Source organism: Hydrogenophaga sp., from assembly GCF_018780075.1.
Taxonomy (GTDB): Bacteria; Pseudomonadota; Gammaproteobacteria; order Burkholderiales; family Burkholderiaceae_C; genus Hydrogenophaga.
The window spans coordinates 16648-31590 of the sequence record NZ_JADMKB010000014.1 but is presented as its reverse complement, the minus strand read 5'-3'; the positions used below and the strand labels follow the sequence as shown (position 1 = coordinate 31590).

Here is a 14943-nt window from a genome sequence, read left to right as displayed (position 1 = left end):
CGGCTGCTATGCTGGAAACATGACACCGCCCACCCCGCCCGAGCCCCCCATGAAGCGCCTCTCGCAGTACTTCTTTCGCGGCCTGATCACCTTCCTGCCGCTGGCCATCACGGTGTACGTGCTGGTGCTGTTCGTCACCTGGACCGAGCGCACCGCCATGCAGCTGCTGCGCCCCCTCACCGGCGACTTCTACCTGCCGGGCCTGGGCATCGCGCTGGGCGCCGCGCTGATTCTCGCGCTGGGCTTTCTCATGTCGCAGCGGATCACGGGCAAGCTGCTGTCGTTCATCGAACTGCCCTTCACCAACCTGCCGGTGGTGAAAAGCATCTACTCCTCATTGAAGAATTTCGCCGACTACTTCGCGCCCCATGAACAGGACGCTCAGCAGGTCGTGTTGCTCAAGATGCCGGGCCACGAACTGAGCACCGTCGGCCTGGTGACGCGCCAGAGCATGAACGGCCTGCCCAGGGGCCTGGCCGAGCTGGAAGACCAAGTGGCCGTCTACCTGCCCATGGGCTACATGATCGGCGGCTACACCGTGTTCGTGCCGCGCAGCTGGACCACGCCGGTGGACATGACGGTCGAAGAGGCGATGCGCATGGCGCTGATCGCGTTCATGTCCTCCAACAAGAACGGCAAGACCGATCCCCAAAGATGAGCATCCGCCACCTCGACGCCCTTTTCGCCCCCGGCTCGGTCGCTGTCTTCGGCGCGTCCGAGCGCCCGGCCAGCGTGGGGGGCACGGTGTGGCACAACCTGCACCAGCAGTTCACCGGGCGGCTCTACCCCGTCAACCCCAAACACGCCACGCTCGGCGGCGTGACGGCCTACCCCGATGTGGACGCCCTGCCCGAGACGCCCGATCTCGCCGTGATCTGCACGCCCGCCACCACCGTGGTGAAGCTGATCGAACAACTGGGCCAGCGCGGCACGCGCGCGGCCATCGTGGTCACGGCGGGGCTGGACAAGGCCACCAAGCAGGCCATGCTCGACGCGGCCAGGGTGCACACGCTGCGCATCCTCGGGCCCAACTGCATCGGCCTGCTGGTGCCGCACCTGGGCCTGAACGCCAGCTTCGCGCACATCGGCGCGCTGCCCGGCGAGCTCGCTTTCGTCTCGCAATCGGGCGCGCTCGTCACCGCCATGCTCGACTGGGCGGCGTCGCGCGGGATCGGTTTTTCGCACTTTGTCTCGCTCGGTGAACACGCCGACGTGGACTTTGGCGACATGCTCGACTTCCTCGGCAGCGATCCCAAGACACGGGCCATCCTGCTGTACATCGAGTCCATCGACGAGAGCCGCAAGTTCATGTCGGCCGCGCGCGCCGCCGCGCGCAACAAGCCGGTGATCGTGGTCAAGGCCGGGCGCTCCAGCGCGGGCCAGGCCGCCGCCGCCTCGCACACCGGCGCGCTCGCGGGCTCCGACGCGGTGTTCGACGCGGCCATCGCCCGCTCGGGCATGTTGCGTGTGCTCACCCTGCCCGACCTGTTCCTCGCGGCCGAAACGCTGGCGCGCTTTCGCGACGGACCGTCGGGCGGCCTCACGGTGCTCACCAACGGCGGCGGCGCCGGCGTGATGGCAGCCGACGAGGCCTCGGCGCTGGGCGTGCCGCTCACGGCGCTGAACGACGCCATGCTCGCGCGACTGGACACCGTGCTGCCCGGCAACTGGTCGCGCGCCAACCCGGTGGACATCATTGGCGACGCGCCCGCCGCGCGCTACGTGGCCGCGCTCGACGCGCTCTCGCACGACACCGACAGCGCCGTGCTTTTCATCCACGCGCCCACCGCCATCGTGCCCAGCGCCGAGATCGCCCAGGCCCTGCTGCCGCAGGTGACGGCGCAGCCGAAGCGCGTGCTCGGCTGCTGGCTCGGTGACCAGGCGGTGGCCCAGGCGCGCCAGACCTTCCGCGACGCGGGCGTGCCCGACTTCAACACGCCCGAAGACGCGGTGCGCGCCTTCTCGTTCCTGCGCAGCTACCGCCTGCACCAGGAGGAACTGCTGCAGACGCCGCCCGCGCGCAGCGCCGCGCACGCGCCCGACCTGCCCGCCATCCGCGCCATCGTGGATGCGGTGCTGGCCGATGGCCGCGAGCTGCTCACCGAGCCCGAAGCCAAGGCGCTGCTCGGCGCCGCCGGCCTGCCGGTCGTGCCCACGCGCGTGGTCGGCGCCAGTGCCGACGAGGCCCTGGCCGCCGCCGACGCGCTGGGCTATCCGGTCGTGGTGAAAATCCTCTCGCACGCCATCAGCCACAAGAGCGACGTGGGCGGCGTGCGGCTGAACATCGGCAACGCGAGCGAGCTGCGCGAGGTCTGCACCAGCATGCTGGCGCGCGTGCGCGAGCTGCGGCCCGACGCCGACGTGCAGGGCTTCACCGTGCAGCCCATGGTGCGCCTGAAACACGCCCACGAGCTCATCGTCGGCGCCAGTGTCGATCCGACCTTCGGCCCGGTCATCCTGTTCGGCGCGGGGGGCACGGCGGTGGAGGTGCTGGCCGACCGCGCACTCTCCCTGCCGCCGCTCAACACCCCGCTGGCGCTGGCGCAGATTCAGCGCACGCGCATCGCCAAGCTGCTGAAAGGCTACCGCGACGAACCCCCCGCCGACATCGACGCCATCGCCCAGGTGCTGGTGAGCGTGTCGCAACTGCTGGCCGAGGTGCCAGAGATCGCCGAGCTGGACATCAACCCCCTGCTGGTCAACCACGAGCGCGCGGTGGCGCTGGATGCGCGCGTGCGCGTCTCGGCGAAAAAACCGGCCGGCGCGGCGAACTTCGCCATCCAGCCCTACCCGGCCGAGCTGAGCGAAACCTGGCAGTGGAAGGCCCAGCCGGTCACGCTGCGCCCCATCCGCCCGGAAGACGAAGCGCAGCACCGCGCCTTCCTGGAAAAGCTCGACCCGGAAGACGTCCGCCTGCGCGTGTTCTACAGCCGGCGCAGCATCGAACACAGCGAGCTCGCTCGGCTGACGCAGATCGACTACGCGCGCGAGATGGCCTTCATCGCCACCCGCCACATCGCCGGGGACGGCGAAGAAACCCTGGGCACGGTGCGCGCCACCGTGGACCCGGACAACCACACCGCCGAGTTCGGCGTGATCGTGCGCTCCGACCTCAAGGGCTCGGGCCTGGGCCACAAGCTGATGCACAAGATGATGGACCACCTGCGCGCGCGCGGCACGCAGCGCCTGGTGGGCAACGTGCTGCGCGAAAACCGCGCCATGCTGGAACTTGCGCACGCGCTCGGCTTCCAAGAAAGCGCCAACCCCAGCGATCCGGACGACCACAGCGTGCGCTTCGTGTCGCTGGCGCTTCAACCGCCCGGCGCCTGATCGGCCGCGGGCCGCCCTTTCAGAGACAGGAGCCCGCCATGACCGCCCACCGCCTCCCCTCCCGCCGTTCCCTGCTCGTGCGCGGCGCGGGCGTGATCGCCGCCACCGCCGCGCCCGCTTGGCTCACCCCCGCGCTGGCGCAGGGCACGCCCCTGCGACCCACGCCCGGCCAGACCGAGGGCCCGTTCTACCCCGTGACCCTGCCCGCCGACACCGATTTCGACCTGTTGCGCAACGGCGCCGCGAGCTACCGCAAGGGGGAGATGGCCTGGGTGCAGGGGGTGGTGACCGACACGCGCGGGGTGCCGGTTTCAGGCGCGGTGGTCGAAATCTGGCAGTGCGACCAGGACGGCCACTACCACCACCCGGGTGACGGCGGCAAAGCCGACCCGTCCTTCCAGGGCTTCGGGCGGATCACCGTCGGCAAGGACGGCGCCTACCGCTTCCGCACCCTCCGGCCCGCGCCCTACAGCGGGCGCACGCCGCACATCCACGTCAAGGTCAGGCTCGACCGCCAGGAACTGCTGACCACCCAGTTCTATGTCGCCGGCGACCCGGGCAATGCGCGCGACGGACTCTGGCGCCGCCTGGGTGAACAGGGGCAGGCCGCGCTCACGCGCCCGTTCGTGCCCGGCGCCGATGGCCTGCGGGCCGAGTTTCCCCTCGTTGTCCAGGCATAGCGCCTGCATGGATTCACTGACCCAGATCGCGCTCGGCTCCGCTGTCGCCGTGGCCACGATGGGACGGCGCACCGCCGTCTGGAAGGCGGCGATGTGGGGCGCGGTGGCCGGCACCCTGCCCGACCTCGACGCCTTCATCGACCATGGCGACGACATGCTCAACATGGTGCTGCACCGCGCCGAGAGCCACGCCCTGTTCTACCTCACGCTGTTCGCGCCGCTGCTGGCGTGGCTGGTTTCGCGCATCCACGGCGAAACCACCGGGTTCAAGCGCCGGGCCGCCCCAAGCTTGGACCGCACCCTCTCGGGGGGCAGCGACCCGCGCAGCGGCGGAGCCCCGGATTCCCGCGCAAAGCGGGAAGACGCTTGGGGGCGTTGGACACTCGCGCTCTGGCTGGTGCTGATCACCCACCCGCTGCTGGACGCCATGACCGTCTACGGCACGCAGCTGCTGCTGCCGTTCACCAACCACCCCTACGGCGTGGGCAGCGTGTTCATCATCGACCTCGCCTACACCCTGCCGTTGATCGTGGGCACGGTCGCGGCGCTGCGCATGAAAGACCTCGCGCGCGGCCTGCGCTGGAACGCGGCGGGCCTGGTGCTCAGCACGGCCTACCTGGCCTGGGGCGTGGGCGCGCAGTGGCAGGTGGAACGCATCGCCCGCGCGTCGCTGCAACAGGCGGGCATAGAGGCCGAGGGCCTGCTGGTCACGCCCACACCCTTCAACACCGTGCTCTGGCGGCTCGTGGCCACCACGCCCACGGAGTGCCACGAGGGCTTCTACTCGTTCATGGACGCCACGCCCACGGTGCGCTGGACCGCCCACCCGCGCGGCGCAGAGCTCATGGCCGCCCACGGCCAGGCCGAGCCGGTGGCGCGGCTGGCCGCGTTCACCCACGGCTTCTACCGCCTGGCCACGACGGCCGACGGGCAGTTGCGCATCACCGACCTGCGCATGGGTCAGGAGCCCGACTACACCTTCAATTTCGACCTCGGCCCGCTCAACGCCGTGGGCTCGGTGCCGGCCCGGCACATGAGCCAGCGGCCCGATGTCGGTGCCGCCCTGTCCCAATTGTGGACGCGCCTGAAAGGCCAGCCAGCGCCATCGCCCCGGTAGCCGGGTCGCCTGCCAAGGGCGTGCTTGCCGGAAAGCGCCGTCGGGTGCACGATGCGCCGACCCGGCGACGTGACCGGGCAACCCTGGAGACAACCATGATCAAAGTCAGCGTGATGTACCCCACCGGCCCCGGCACCCACTTCGACCACGGCTATTACCGCGACAAGCACATGCCGCTGGTGAAGGCCCGGCTGGGCGCGCCGCTGAAGTACTACACGGTAGACAAAGGGATGGCCGGCGGCTCTCCCGGCTCGGCGCCGACCTACGCCGCCAGCGGCCACCTGTTCTTCGACAGCGTCGAAGACTTCCAGACCTCATTCGGCCCGCACACCCAGGAAATCATGGGCGACATCCCCAACTACACCGACATCACGCCGGTGATCCAGATCAGCGAAGTGGTGGTCGGCAAGCCCTGAGCGGCTGAGCACCCTTCGCCCGGGGCGTCAAAGCACCACGGCCTGGTCGGCGAGGGCTTTGCCCCAGGTCAACAGCCGGTAACGGCGGTGTTCGGGCACGAAATACGGGTCACCTTCAATGAGTGCCACCGCGCGCTCCCGACTGTCCACCTCCAGCACCCAGAGCCCGCCCACGAAAGGCTCGCCGGGCGCTTCGCGCAGACCGCCACCGATCAGTATCTCGCTGTCGTGCTCGCGCAGGTAGGCCAGGTGCAGCGGCTCGCGCTCTCGGCGCACGGCCAGCATCGCTGGGGCATCGTCAAACAGGGCGATCCAGCGCATCCCTGCCTCACGCCATCAGCAGCGTGATCACGATGATCAGCACCCCGATGGCGAGGTTGACGCTCACCCAGGTGCGGATGCCCGCGAGCGCAGCGCCACCGGCAGGCCAGTCGCTCGACGCGACCGCTGCCGACAGGCGTTTGAACAGCGCGAAGCGGATGTGGCCGAAGATGGCCATCATCACGATGCCGAGCGTGGCCATGATGGTCCAGTCCAGCGGCATGTTGAAACCGAGCCCCGCCTGCACCGAGTCTTTGGCGGCGCGGCCGATCATCCACAGGCCGGTGGCGAGCACGACCCCGATGGCCAGCAGCACGGCGCCGAAGAAGCGCTGCAGTGCGCCGTGCATCAGCCGGATGCGTTGCGGCGGCTCCAGCGGCATGACCGCCGGGCGCAGAAAGAACTGGGCGAAAACCATGCCGCCGATCCAGACGACGATGGCCAGGATGTGCAGCAGTTTGAGGGTGGCGTAGAGCATGGTGTGGGACCGGGTGGGGCTTCGACAGGCTCGGCCTGAACGGAGCGATGCGAACCGTTCAGCGAGCCACCTCGGTGACCATACCACCCGCGTCGCGCCGCTGCAGCCGGTACGGCGGCAGGCCCTTGAGCATGCGCCGGCCATAGCTCTGCCGCAGCAGCCGCGCGTCGTAACACACCACCACCGCCTCGTCGGTCTCGGTGCGCAACGCGCGGCCGGACCACTGCAGCAGGCGCGCGCCGGTGGCGGGCACCACCAGTTCGCTGAACGGGTCGCGGCCCTGGGCCTTGAGCCAGTCGGCCCGCGCTTGGCCCACCGGGTCGCTGGGCGAGGCGAACGGCAGCTTGGTGATGAACACCCACTCGCAGAGTTCGCCCGGCAGATCCAGCCCCTCGCCGAAGGACTGCAGGCCGAACAGGATCGAGGCCTGGCCGTCGGCCACGCGCTCGGCGTGGCGCTTGAGCAGCTGGGTGCGAGAGGCCTCGCCCTGCACCAGCACCTGGCCGCGCAGGTCGCTGTGCAGGCCACGCTCCAGCAGCTCCTGCGCGCGCTTCATCTGCGCCTTCGAGGTGAACAGCACCAGCGCGCCGCGCCGCACCTCGGCGAGGTCGGTCATCAAGAGGTCGAGCATCTCGCGGGTGTAGCCCTCCACATCTTTCGGGTCGGCCTGGGTCTGCACCACCACCAGGCGGCCCTGGTTGGCGTGGTCGAACGGGCTTTGCACCTCGCGGGCTTTCACGTCGTCGTCGAACGCGAGGCCGCTTTCGTGCAGGAAGTGGTCGAACGAACCGCAGGTGACGAGCGAGGCCGAGGTGGCCACGGCCGCGCGCACCTTGCTCCACAAGTGGGCGCGCAGCAAGCTGCCGGGCTGCAGCGGGCAGGCGTGCGCGCTGAGCGTGACTGTGCCGTGCATCACCCCGGCCTCCAGCCACTTGGCCAGCGGCGGCTGGCCCTGCGCCGGCTCCTGCAGCCACAGCTCGGCCGTGGCCTGCAGGTGCTGCAGGCGCGGCGCCTGGCTGCCGATGCGGCTGTAGAGCTGGGCGCAGCGCGGCGCGTCGGCCGGGTTGTCGCGGGCGTTGGCCTTGAGCTGGTTGGCGATGGCCTCGAACACCTTGAGCAGCGCGGTCGCGCGGCTCTCGATCTGGCCCAGGGTCTCCATCCAGTCGGGCGGGATCGCGCCGCCTTCGAAGCGCTCGGTCACGCTGGGCGCGGTGGATTCAAAGCCGCCAGCGCGCGGGCGTTGGCCCGCCTGCCGGCCGGTGAGCGCCAGCCACTCGGGCGACTCGCTGACCCGCGCCATTGCGCGGCGCGCCAGGTCGGCCTGCGCGGCCTTCAGCTCGCGCGCCAGCGTGGCCACGTCTTCGGTCGGCGTGTGGGCGATGGCGCCGGCCACATCGCTCACCGCGCGCGGCAGCTTGTCGAGCCAGCCGCCGCGCATGAGGTCCATGCTCTCGGTGAACTGGCCCTGCGCCACGGCGCCGAGGTGGTGGGCCTCGTCGAACACGATGTAGCAGTCCGACGGGTCGGGCAGCGCGTGCAGGCCCAGCGTGGCGAGCAGCAGGTCGTGGTTGACCACGATCACCTGCGACTGCGCCAGCCGCGCGCGTGCCTGGTAGTAGCTGCAGCTGTTGTAGCTGGGGCAGTGGCGCGCGGTGCAGGTGTGGCGTTCGGCGGCCACCGGGCCCCAGAGCTCGGGCTCGGGCGGCTCGTCGAGCCGGTCGCGGTCGCCGTCCCAGGCCCCGCCATCCAGTTGCTGCGCCCACACGGTGTAGGTCTTGGCGCGCTCGACCCAGCGCTCGGCTTCGCGCGCCGTCGCCGCCGCGTTGGCGACCACGGTCGCGGCGGCGGCCTCGGGGCTAGCGGGCAGCTCCTCGGTCTCGAACAGGTCGGCGCTGGCCGCGTCACCACCGGCCAGCTGGTCGAGCTTGAGGCGGCACACATAACGCCCGCGGCCTTTGGCCAGCGAGAAAGTGAAGGGCTGCGGCAGCGCGGCCGAGAGCGCCGGCAGGTCCTTGGCCATGAGCTGCTCCTGCAGCGCCACGGTGGCGGTGGAGATCAGCACGCGCTTCTGCTGCGCAATCGCCAGCGGGATCACGGTGGACGCGTACGCCGCCGACTTGCCCACGCCCGTGCCGGCCTGCACCACGGCGATGGCGCGCGGCCCGTTGTACGGCACGGCCTCGGCGCCCTTCTCGGCCCCTTTTTCAGGTTTGGGCGGCCAGTCCACCGGGCTCAGCGTCTCGGCGATGTGCGCCGCCATCTCGCGCTGGCCCGCGCGGGGGCGAAAGCCGTCGAGCCGGCCGACCACGTGATCGAACGCGCCCAGGGCCAGGGCCTCGCGCGCCAGAGGGCCGCGGGGCGGGCTGAAAACGTCGGGGGATTCGGGGGCGTCGGACATCGGGGGGCGGCAGGCAAAGCGTGATTGTCCCAGAGCGCAAGACCTCTCGTGAGGGATGGCTCCGGCCCCTGCTGCGCTGCACAATCTTTGTTCCAGATCACAGAGAGGACCGCACCCCCATGGCCACACCACCCCGCGCCACAACCCGCCGCGCCGCGCCCGCCCGCCCACCGAAGCGCGCGCCCGGCACCCACCTGCTCATCGACCTCGCGCTGCAGGGCGGTGGTTCGCACGGCGCCTTCACCTGGGGCGTGCTCGATCGCCTGCTGGACGACGAGCGGCTCGAAATCTCGGGCATCAGCGGCACCAGCGCGGGGGCGATGAACGCCGTGGCGCTGGCCGCCGGCTTGATGGAAGGGGGCCGCGTGGGCGCGCAGGCCTGCCTGGCCCGCTTCTGGAAAAGCGTGGCCGAATCCTCGCCCTTTCACCACCTGGAGGCCAGCCCGCTGGGCGCGCTCTTCGGCACGCACAACCCCTGGCTGCAGGCGGCGATGACCCCCTGGCAACAGGCGGCGAAGTTCATCGGCGGTCAGTTCTCGCCCTACCAGCTCAACCCGCTCAACCTCAACCCGCTGCGCCGGATCCTGGAAGACACCGTGAACTTCGAGCACGTGCGCGCCTGCCACCGCACGCAGCTGTTCATCGCGGCCACGCACGTCGCCACCGGCGAGCTGCACGTGTTCCGCCAGGATGAACTCACCGCCGACATGGTGCTCGCCTCGGCCTGCCTGCCGCTGCTGTTCCAGGCGATCGAAGTCAAGGGTGAGGCCTACTGGGACGGCGGCTACGCCGGCAACCCCACGCTGATGCCGCTGATCAGCGAAACGCCGGCCGACGACCTGATGCTGGTGCAGATCAACCCCGACCGGCGGGACGCGATTCCCACACGGGCCAGCGACATCCTCGACCGCGCGAGCGAGGTCACTTTCAACGCCAGCCTGCAGAAAGAGCTGCGCACCATCGGCCTCATCAAGGAGCTGCTGGAAGACGCGGGCCGGCCCGACGCCTGCTTCCAGCGCCCGCTGTTCCGGCGCGTGGACGACCTGCGCCTGCACAAGATCAGCGCCGAAGCAGACCTCTCGCCGTTCGGCGCATCGAGCAAGACCGAAACCGGCTGGTCCTTTCTCTCCCAGCTGCATGGCATTGGCCGGCGCGCGGCCGACGACTGGCTGCACGAACACGGCAAGCACCTCGGCCAGCGCTCGACGTATGCGCTGCCGGAGGTGTACACGGGCTGACCAGATGGTGTGAGAACATCTCGCGCTGTCACACACACATCGTTTTCCTGGGGAATTTCCATGACGCAAAAAATTGATCCGATCAAGCTCAAAGCCACTGCCGAACACCTGGAGTGGGTGTGTCAGCAATACCCGAATGAAGAACGGGTTCAGGGCCTGCTGGAGAGCATGCGCTCCTTGATCGACGCAGCCAAGACTGGCAAGGTCGCTCAACCCTTTGCAGACGAGCACCGCTTTCCGGCTCAGTGGGCGGTCTTTTCGGAAGGCCTCTATCGCGATTACCGAGATCCCAACGTGGAAGGGGCCTACGGTGATTTCACAGATGAATTGAGGGGCGGCTTGACCGAGCAGGACCTGCGGATCCATGCCGACATGGAGGCCCAGCGGGCAGCGATTCTGAAAGGAACTCAGTCATGAGTGACCTGGGTCTGACTCCCGAAGAGCTCAAGCGGCAATACAACGAAAAGACACTCAAAGAAGCGCTGACCTTCAAGACCCAAGGCGTCAGCCGGCAGGCGGCCCTTGACTACCTGGAAACACCCGAAGGACAGTTGTATCGACAACGACTTATTGAAGCGGCTCCCGACAAGCCCGTCTCCGAAATCCGGCGCCGGGCCATCGACCAGATCACCTCTGGCCGCGAGCTCCCCCGGATGGAGATCCTCAACGAGCCCTTGGTCAAGATCGTCCCCAACGGCCAGCAGCCTTCGCCCTTCTCCCCCTTCTGGGCCAAAGAGGCCGATCTCGATGCGGCGGTGAAAGAAGGCAAAAACCTCTCCCAACACTTCGCGCTGCCCATCGCCAGCGAATCGACGCAATACGACGTCTACAAGATCACCCCGAAGGCCCCCACTGAAGCCTTCGTCAACACCGTCGCACCCACCAGTGAACTCGGCGGGCAGGTCACCAAACCCGGCGGTGCGACCCAATACCTGACGCCCAATCGACAGCTCTATGAACCCGCAGAGTTCGTCAAAACCGTCGACAACCACCTGCACATCCCGCTTCAGAAGTCCCCAGCCTCACCATCGCCCGTGCCCGACGCTGTGGGCGGTGGTCCAGAAAGGCCGAAAGCGCCTGGCATGCACGGCCTTGCCAAAGCCACTGGCATTGCCGGCGCCGCCTACGGCGTCTACCAGGGCGTCAACGACACCCGCGACGCCATCGACACCGCGCGCAGCAACCGAGAGCAGTGGGTGCGCGGTGCCGAAGCAGGTGCTGATGTGGCGACACGCGGCGCGGTGACGGGCGTTGCTGGTGCGGGGGGCGGTGCACTGGGCGCTGCCGGCGGGGCACTGACCAGCCCCGTCACCGGCCCGGTCGGCCCCGTGGTCGGCGGCCTGGCCACCGGCGGTGCCGCGGCCTACGGCGCGGAGAAGCTCTACGAAGACTCGCGCCTGCAGCAGTGGAGCAAGGCCCTGGGGCGCGAGGTCGGCGAGCTGGGCTACGACCACGTGTCCAAAGAAGGCCGCCTGCTGCGCCAGGTCAACGGCCTGAAGGAAGACCTGCAGAACGAAACCGACCCCGCGAAACGCGCCCAGCTGCAGACCCGCCTGAACGCCACCAGCGAGACATTCGCCACCGAGGCCGAGCGCAACGGCCGCTATTTCGAAGGCCGCGCGGGCATCGACAAGGCCTGGGAGCAGACCCACGCGACCTACCCCAAGGTCGACAAGGACGACGTCAACGGCGCCCTGGCCCGACACATCGACGCCGGCAAGCGCCCGGCCGACGCGGTGCGCGGCGCGCTCAGCGACGCCGTGCACGAGAAATACCCGCGCGCCTTGCCCCACCAGCCGGTGGAGAACCACCGGGCACTGAGCAATGAGCAACTGGCCACGAAACACGGCCAGTACGCGGGTGAGGTGGCCCAGGGCCGGAAAGACGTTTTGGCGCTGGCGGCCAACAAGGACTCGCACAACAACCTCGATCAGGGTTGGCCCAAAGCCCTGGCGCAGGAGCGACAGGCTGGGCGGGTGAAGGACGGGCTCAACGAACTGTGGCGGGACACCGGCCACCTGGGCGCCGTGCGCGAAAGCATGCAAGAGCGCGGCATGAAGCTGCCCGAGCTGCCGGCGGAGCTGCGGCCGAAAGACACGTCAACGAGCCCCCGGTCGGCGCTCTCACCGCAGCAGGCGCGCCACCACCAGCTCGCGCAAACCCAGCTCGGCCCGGCCCTGAGCGCGCGGGGCCACAGCCCTGAACAGATCGAACGTGTCAGCGCCGCGGCCGTGGGTCACGCGCAGCAACATGCGCACCGGGGCGACGTGCGGGCGTTTCACCTGAGCAAGGACGGCGAGCGCGTGGCGGTGGTGCAGGAGAGCGCACCCGTCAGCGAGTTCAGCGTGAAGGCCGCGCAGGGCCAGACCGCCGACCAGCACCTGGAGCGCGCGCACGCCCTGGCGCAGGCTCAGGCGCGAGGACACACCGAGGAACGGAGCCCGGGCCGGGAGACCTCGCTGGCGGCGGCGTCGCAAACCAACGCGGGTACGCCGCAGCACGAAGCCCCGCAGCGCGCCATGGCCTGAGGCTCAGGGCTGCGCCGGGTCCCGCACCTGTGGTTCGTCGGGGACCGTGAAATAGAAGGCCGCGCCGTGGCCGACCGCGCCCTCGCCGCGCACCGTGCCCCCGTGGCGCTGCACCACGCGCAGCACCGAGGCCAGCCCCACGCCCGAGCCTTCGAAGGCCTGGTGGGTGTGCAGGCGTTTGAACGGCTGGAACAGCTGCGCGGCGTAGGCCATGTCAAAGCCCGCGCCGTTGTCCCGCACGCAGAACGTCTGCAGGCCGTTGGCGTGTCCTGTGCGAGCGAACCCGATGCGCGGTTGCGCCGTCTGGCTGGTGTACTTCCAGGCGTTGCCCAGCAGGTTCTGCAGCACCACGCCCATCAGCGTCGGGTCGGCCTGCACCACCAGGCCGTCCTCAATGTCCCACCGCACCCGCGCGCCGGGCTGCGCCTGCTCCAGCTCGGCCACCACCCGGCGCGCCATCGCGCTCAGGTCCACCCGCTCGTGCCGGATCACCGCGCGGCTGTGTTGCGCCATGGTGAGCAGATCGGTGATGAGCTGGCCCATGCGCTTGGCCGCCTCCTGGATGCGCCGCAGGTGCATGCGCCCCGACTCGGACTGTGCCACCCCTTCTTCTTCCAGCAGGCTCGCAAACCCGTGGATCGTGCGCAGCGGCGTGCGCAGGTCGTGCGACACGCTGTAGGCGAACGTCTCCAGCTCGTGGTTCACCTCGCCCAGCTCGCGCGTGCGCACCTCGACCCGCTGTTCCAGCCCTTCGTTGAGCTGCTGCAGCGCGAGCTGCGCCGTGCGCATCTCGGTGATGTCCTGGACCGTGCCCTGGCTGCGCAGGGGCCGGTCGCCCTCGTGCTCGGTGATGGCCAGCGCGTGCACGTACTTGAGCGTGCCGTCGGGCAGCAGCAGGCGGTGGACCACGTCGCAGGGCTGGCGCCCCTGCTGCGCCGCCTTGAACGCCGCCGTCACGCCCTGTCGATCATCGGGATGGACCGCGTCGAGGAAGCCCTGGTAGGTCGGTGTGTGCACCGCCGGGTCCAGCCCGATCATGCGAAACACCTCGTCGGACCAGGTCAACCGCCCGGTCCGGTGATCGTGCTCCCAGTGGCCCACGCGCGCCATGCGTTGCGCCTCCTTCAGGCGCGCCTCACTCGCCACGGCCGCCGCCCGGCTGCGCGACACCCGCCACAGCAGCACGGCAATCAGCCCCCCGGCCGCCAGGATCAGCAGCGACAGCGCCGCCGTCATCCACTGGTCGCGGCGCTGCACCGGCGCCAGCGGGCCCAGCACCGAGGCATCGGCCAGGCCAATGGCCACCAGCGCGCCCGACTGCGGCAGCCGATGCCAGCCGTAGGTGCGGTGCACGCCGTCCACCTTGCCCGGCACGCGGTACACCCCGCTGTGCGCGTCCGGCTGGGCCATGTACGGCCGGTTGTCCGGCATCCGCTGCCCCATCGACCCCTCGTTGTCCTTGCTGCGGGCCAGCACGCTGCCACCGGGGTGGATCAGGGCCACCACGTCCTGCTCGGAGAGCGCCAGTCCCGCCAGCTTGCGCGCCATCGGCTCGGTGCCCAGCGTCAGGTGCACCGTGCCGGCGAAGCGGCCACCTTGCAGCAGCGGCCGGCTGACGGCGAACACCCAGCGCCCGTTCAGCCTCGAACGCACCGGCACCCCTATCGACAGGTGGTCACCTCCCGCCAGGTGCGCGCGGAAATAGTCGCGGTCGGCGATGTTCACGCCCTGGCCCAGCCCCAGGCTGTTGTAGACCACGAGACCCTCGGCGTTGGCCACCACCGCGTGGGACACAAAACCCTCGGGCAAGGCCTGCAGCGTCTCCTGCACCCGCTGCCCGAAAGCGGCGGTGTTGCCCCGGGGCCACTCGGTGCGCAGCTGCTTGAGCGCGAGATCCACCGCGCTGAACACCCCCTGCACCTGCCCCGCCATCGCGTCCGCCAGGTGCAGGCTGCGCTGCTCGGCCTGCAACAGCACCTGCGCCTCCAGTTCCGACCGGGAGTGGCTGCTCTGCCACCACAGAACGCCCATCGCCAGGGCGGTGAACAGCAACACCAAGGTCACCAGCGAACGGGTCCGATCGGTCATGCCGTCAACTCCAGCGCCCTCGGCGACACGGGCGAGGCCCGCCCGGGCGGCGGGTGCGCCCGCACGTCCCTGGCCAGCGGGTCACCACGGGCGCAAGAAGCCATCGCGCAGCGGCAACAGCTCGGCTTGTGCCATCTCGCGCGTGGCCAGGCTGACGCAGATGATTTCGTGAAGTGCCATGGGTGAGCCAAGCGGCAAGCGGTTTGTACCGGTATCGGCGGATTTCAGCTCACATTGAGCCACGGACTGGCCACCGTGTCACGCCGCCCTGCCCCTCACCCCCGCCAGCCGGCGCCGTTGGGGTTCCCTGAGGTGTTTGGGTGCTGCATGGCCGGGATGATAGAAGCAT

12 protein-coding genes are annotated in these 14943 nt (G+C 69.7%); 8 read left to right on the top strand and 4 right to left on the bottom strand.

The window, feature by feature from the left end; all coding sequences use genetic code 11:
- The first annotated feature begins 49 nt into the window (after positions 1–49).
- From IV088_RS04835 to IV088_RS04815, 5 genes are all read left to right on the top strand, one after another.
- Positions 50–658, top strand: coding sequence for a DUF502 domain-containing protein (locus IV088_RS04835; RefSeq protein ID WP_291098560.1), 609 nt, complete (start codon positions 50–52; stop codon positions 656–658).
- Positions 655–3330 (top strand): bifunctional acetate--CoA ligase family protein/GNAT family N-acetyltransferase, encoded by a 2676-nt coding sequence (locus IV088_RS04830; protein ID WP_291098478.1) that lies wholly within the window; start codon positions 655–657, stop codon positions 3328–3330. Before IV088_RS04835 ends, IV088_RS04830 begins: the two co-directional genes overlap by 4 nt.
- 38 nt (positions 3331–3368) lie before the next feature.
- Positions 3369–4010, top strand: a complete 642-nt coding sequence (locus IV088_RS04825; protein WP_291098475.1) for a protocatechuate 3,4-dioxygenase — start codon at positions 3369–3371, stop codon at positions 4008–4010.
- Positions 4011–4017: 7 nt separating this feature from the next.
- Positions 4018–5127 (top strand): metal-dependent hydrolase, encoded by a 1110-nt coding sequence (locus tag IV088_RS04820; protein WP_291098472.1) that lies wholly within the window; start codon positions 4018–4020, stop codon positions 5125–5127.
- Positions 5128–5222: 95 nt separating this feature from the next.
- The gene (locus tag IV088_RS04815; protein ID WP_291098469.1) at positions 5223–5543 is read left to right on the top strand and encodes an EthD family reductase; all 321 of its coding nucleotides are present in this window, start codon (positions 5223–5225) and stop codon (positions 5541–5543) included.
- A gap of 27 nt (positions 5544–5570) precedes the next feature.
- On the opposite strand, the gene IV088_RS04810 is transcribed toward IV088_RS04815, so the two are convergent.
- From IV088_RS04810 to dinG, 3 genes are read right to left on the bottom strand one after another with little or no spacing between them, the layout of a single operon-like run.
- Positions 5571–5864, bottom strand: a complete 294-nt coding sequence (locus IV088_RS04810) for a YciI family protein (RefSeq protein WP_291098467.1) — start codon at positions 5862–5864, stop codon at positions 5571–5573.
- A gap of 7 nt (positions 5865–5871) precedes the next feature.
- Entirely contained in the window at positions 5872–6342 is a 471-nt protein-coding gene (locus tag IV088_RS04805) for a CopD family protein (RefSeq protein WP_291098465.1), read from the bottom strand.
- A 58-nt stretch (positions 6343–6400) separates the two neighbouring features.
- Positions 6401–8740, bottom strand: coding sequence for an ATP-dependent DNA helicase DinG (gene dinG / locus IV088_RS04800; protein ID WP_291098463.1), 2340 nt, complete (start codon positions 8738–8740; stop codon positions 6401–6403).
- Between the two features lie 119 nt (positions 8741–8859).
- On the opposite strand from dinG, the gene IV088_RS04795 reads away from it, so the two are divergent.
- From IV088_RS04795 to IV088_RS04785, 3 genes are read left to right on the top strand one after another with little or no spacing between them, the layout of a single operon-like run.
- Positions 8860–9978 (top strand): patatin-like phospholipase family protein, encoded by a 1119-nt coding sequence (locus tag IV088_RS04795; RefSeq protein WP_291098461.1) that lies wholly within the window; start codon positions 8860–8862, stop codon positions 9976–9978.
- 60 nt (positions 9979–10038) lie between these two features.
- Positions 10039–10395 (top strand): hypothetical protein, encoded by a 357-nt coding sequence (locus IV088_RS04790; protein WP_291098459.1) that lies wholly within the window; start codon positions 10039–10041, stop codon positions 10393–10395.
- Positions 10392–12506 carry a hypothetical protein gene (locus tag IV088_RS04785; protein WP_291098456.1) on the top strand — a complete coding sequence of 705 codons (2115 nt, stop codon included), beginning with the start codon at positions 10392–10394 and terminating at the stop codon, positions 12504–12506. The genes IV088_RS04790 and IV088_RS04785 overlap by 4 nt, the downstream gene beginning before the upstream one ends.
- A 3-nt stretch (positions 12507–12509) precedes the next feature.
- On the opposite strand, the gene IV088_RS04780 is transcribed toward IV088_RS04785, so the two are convergent.
- Complete coding sequence (locus IV088_RS04780; RefSeq protein WP_291098454.1) at positions 12510–14594, bottom strand: ATP-binding protein; 2085 nt, start codon at positions 14592–14594, stop codon at positions 12510–12512.
- Positions 14595–14943: the final 349 nt, after the last annotated feature.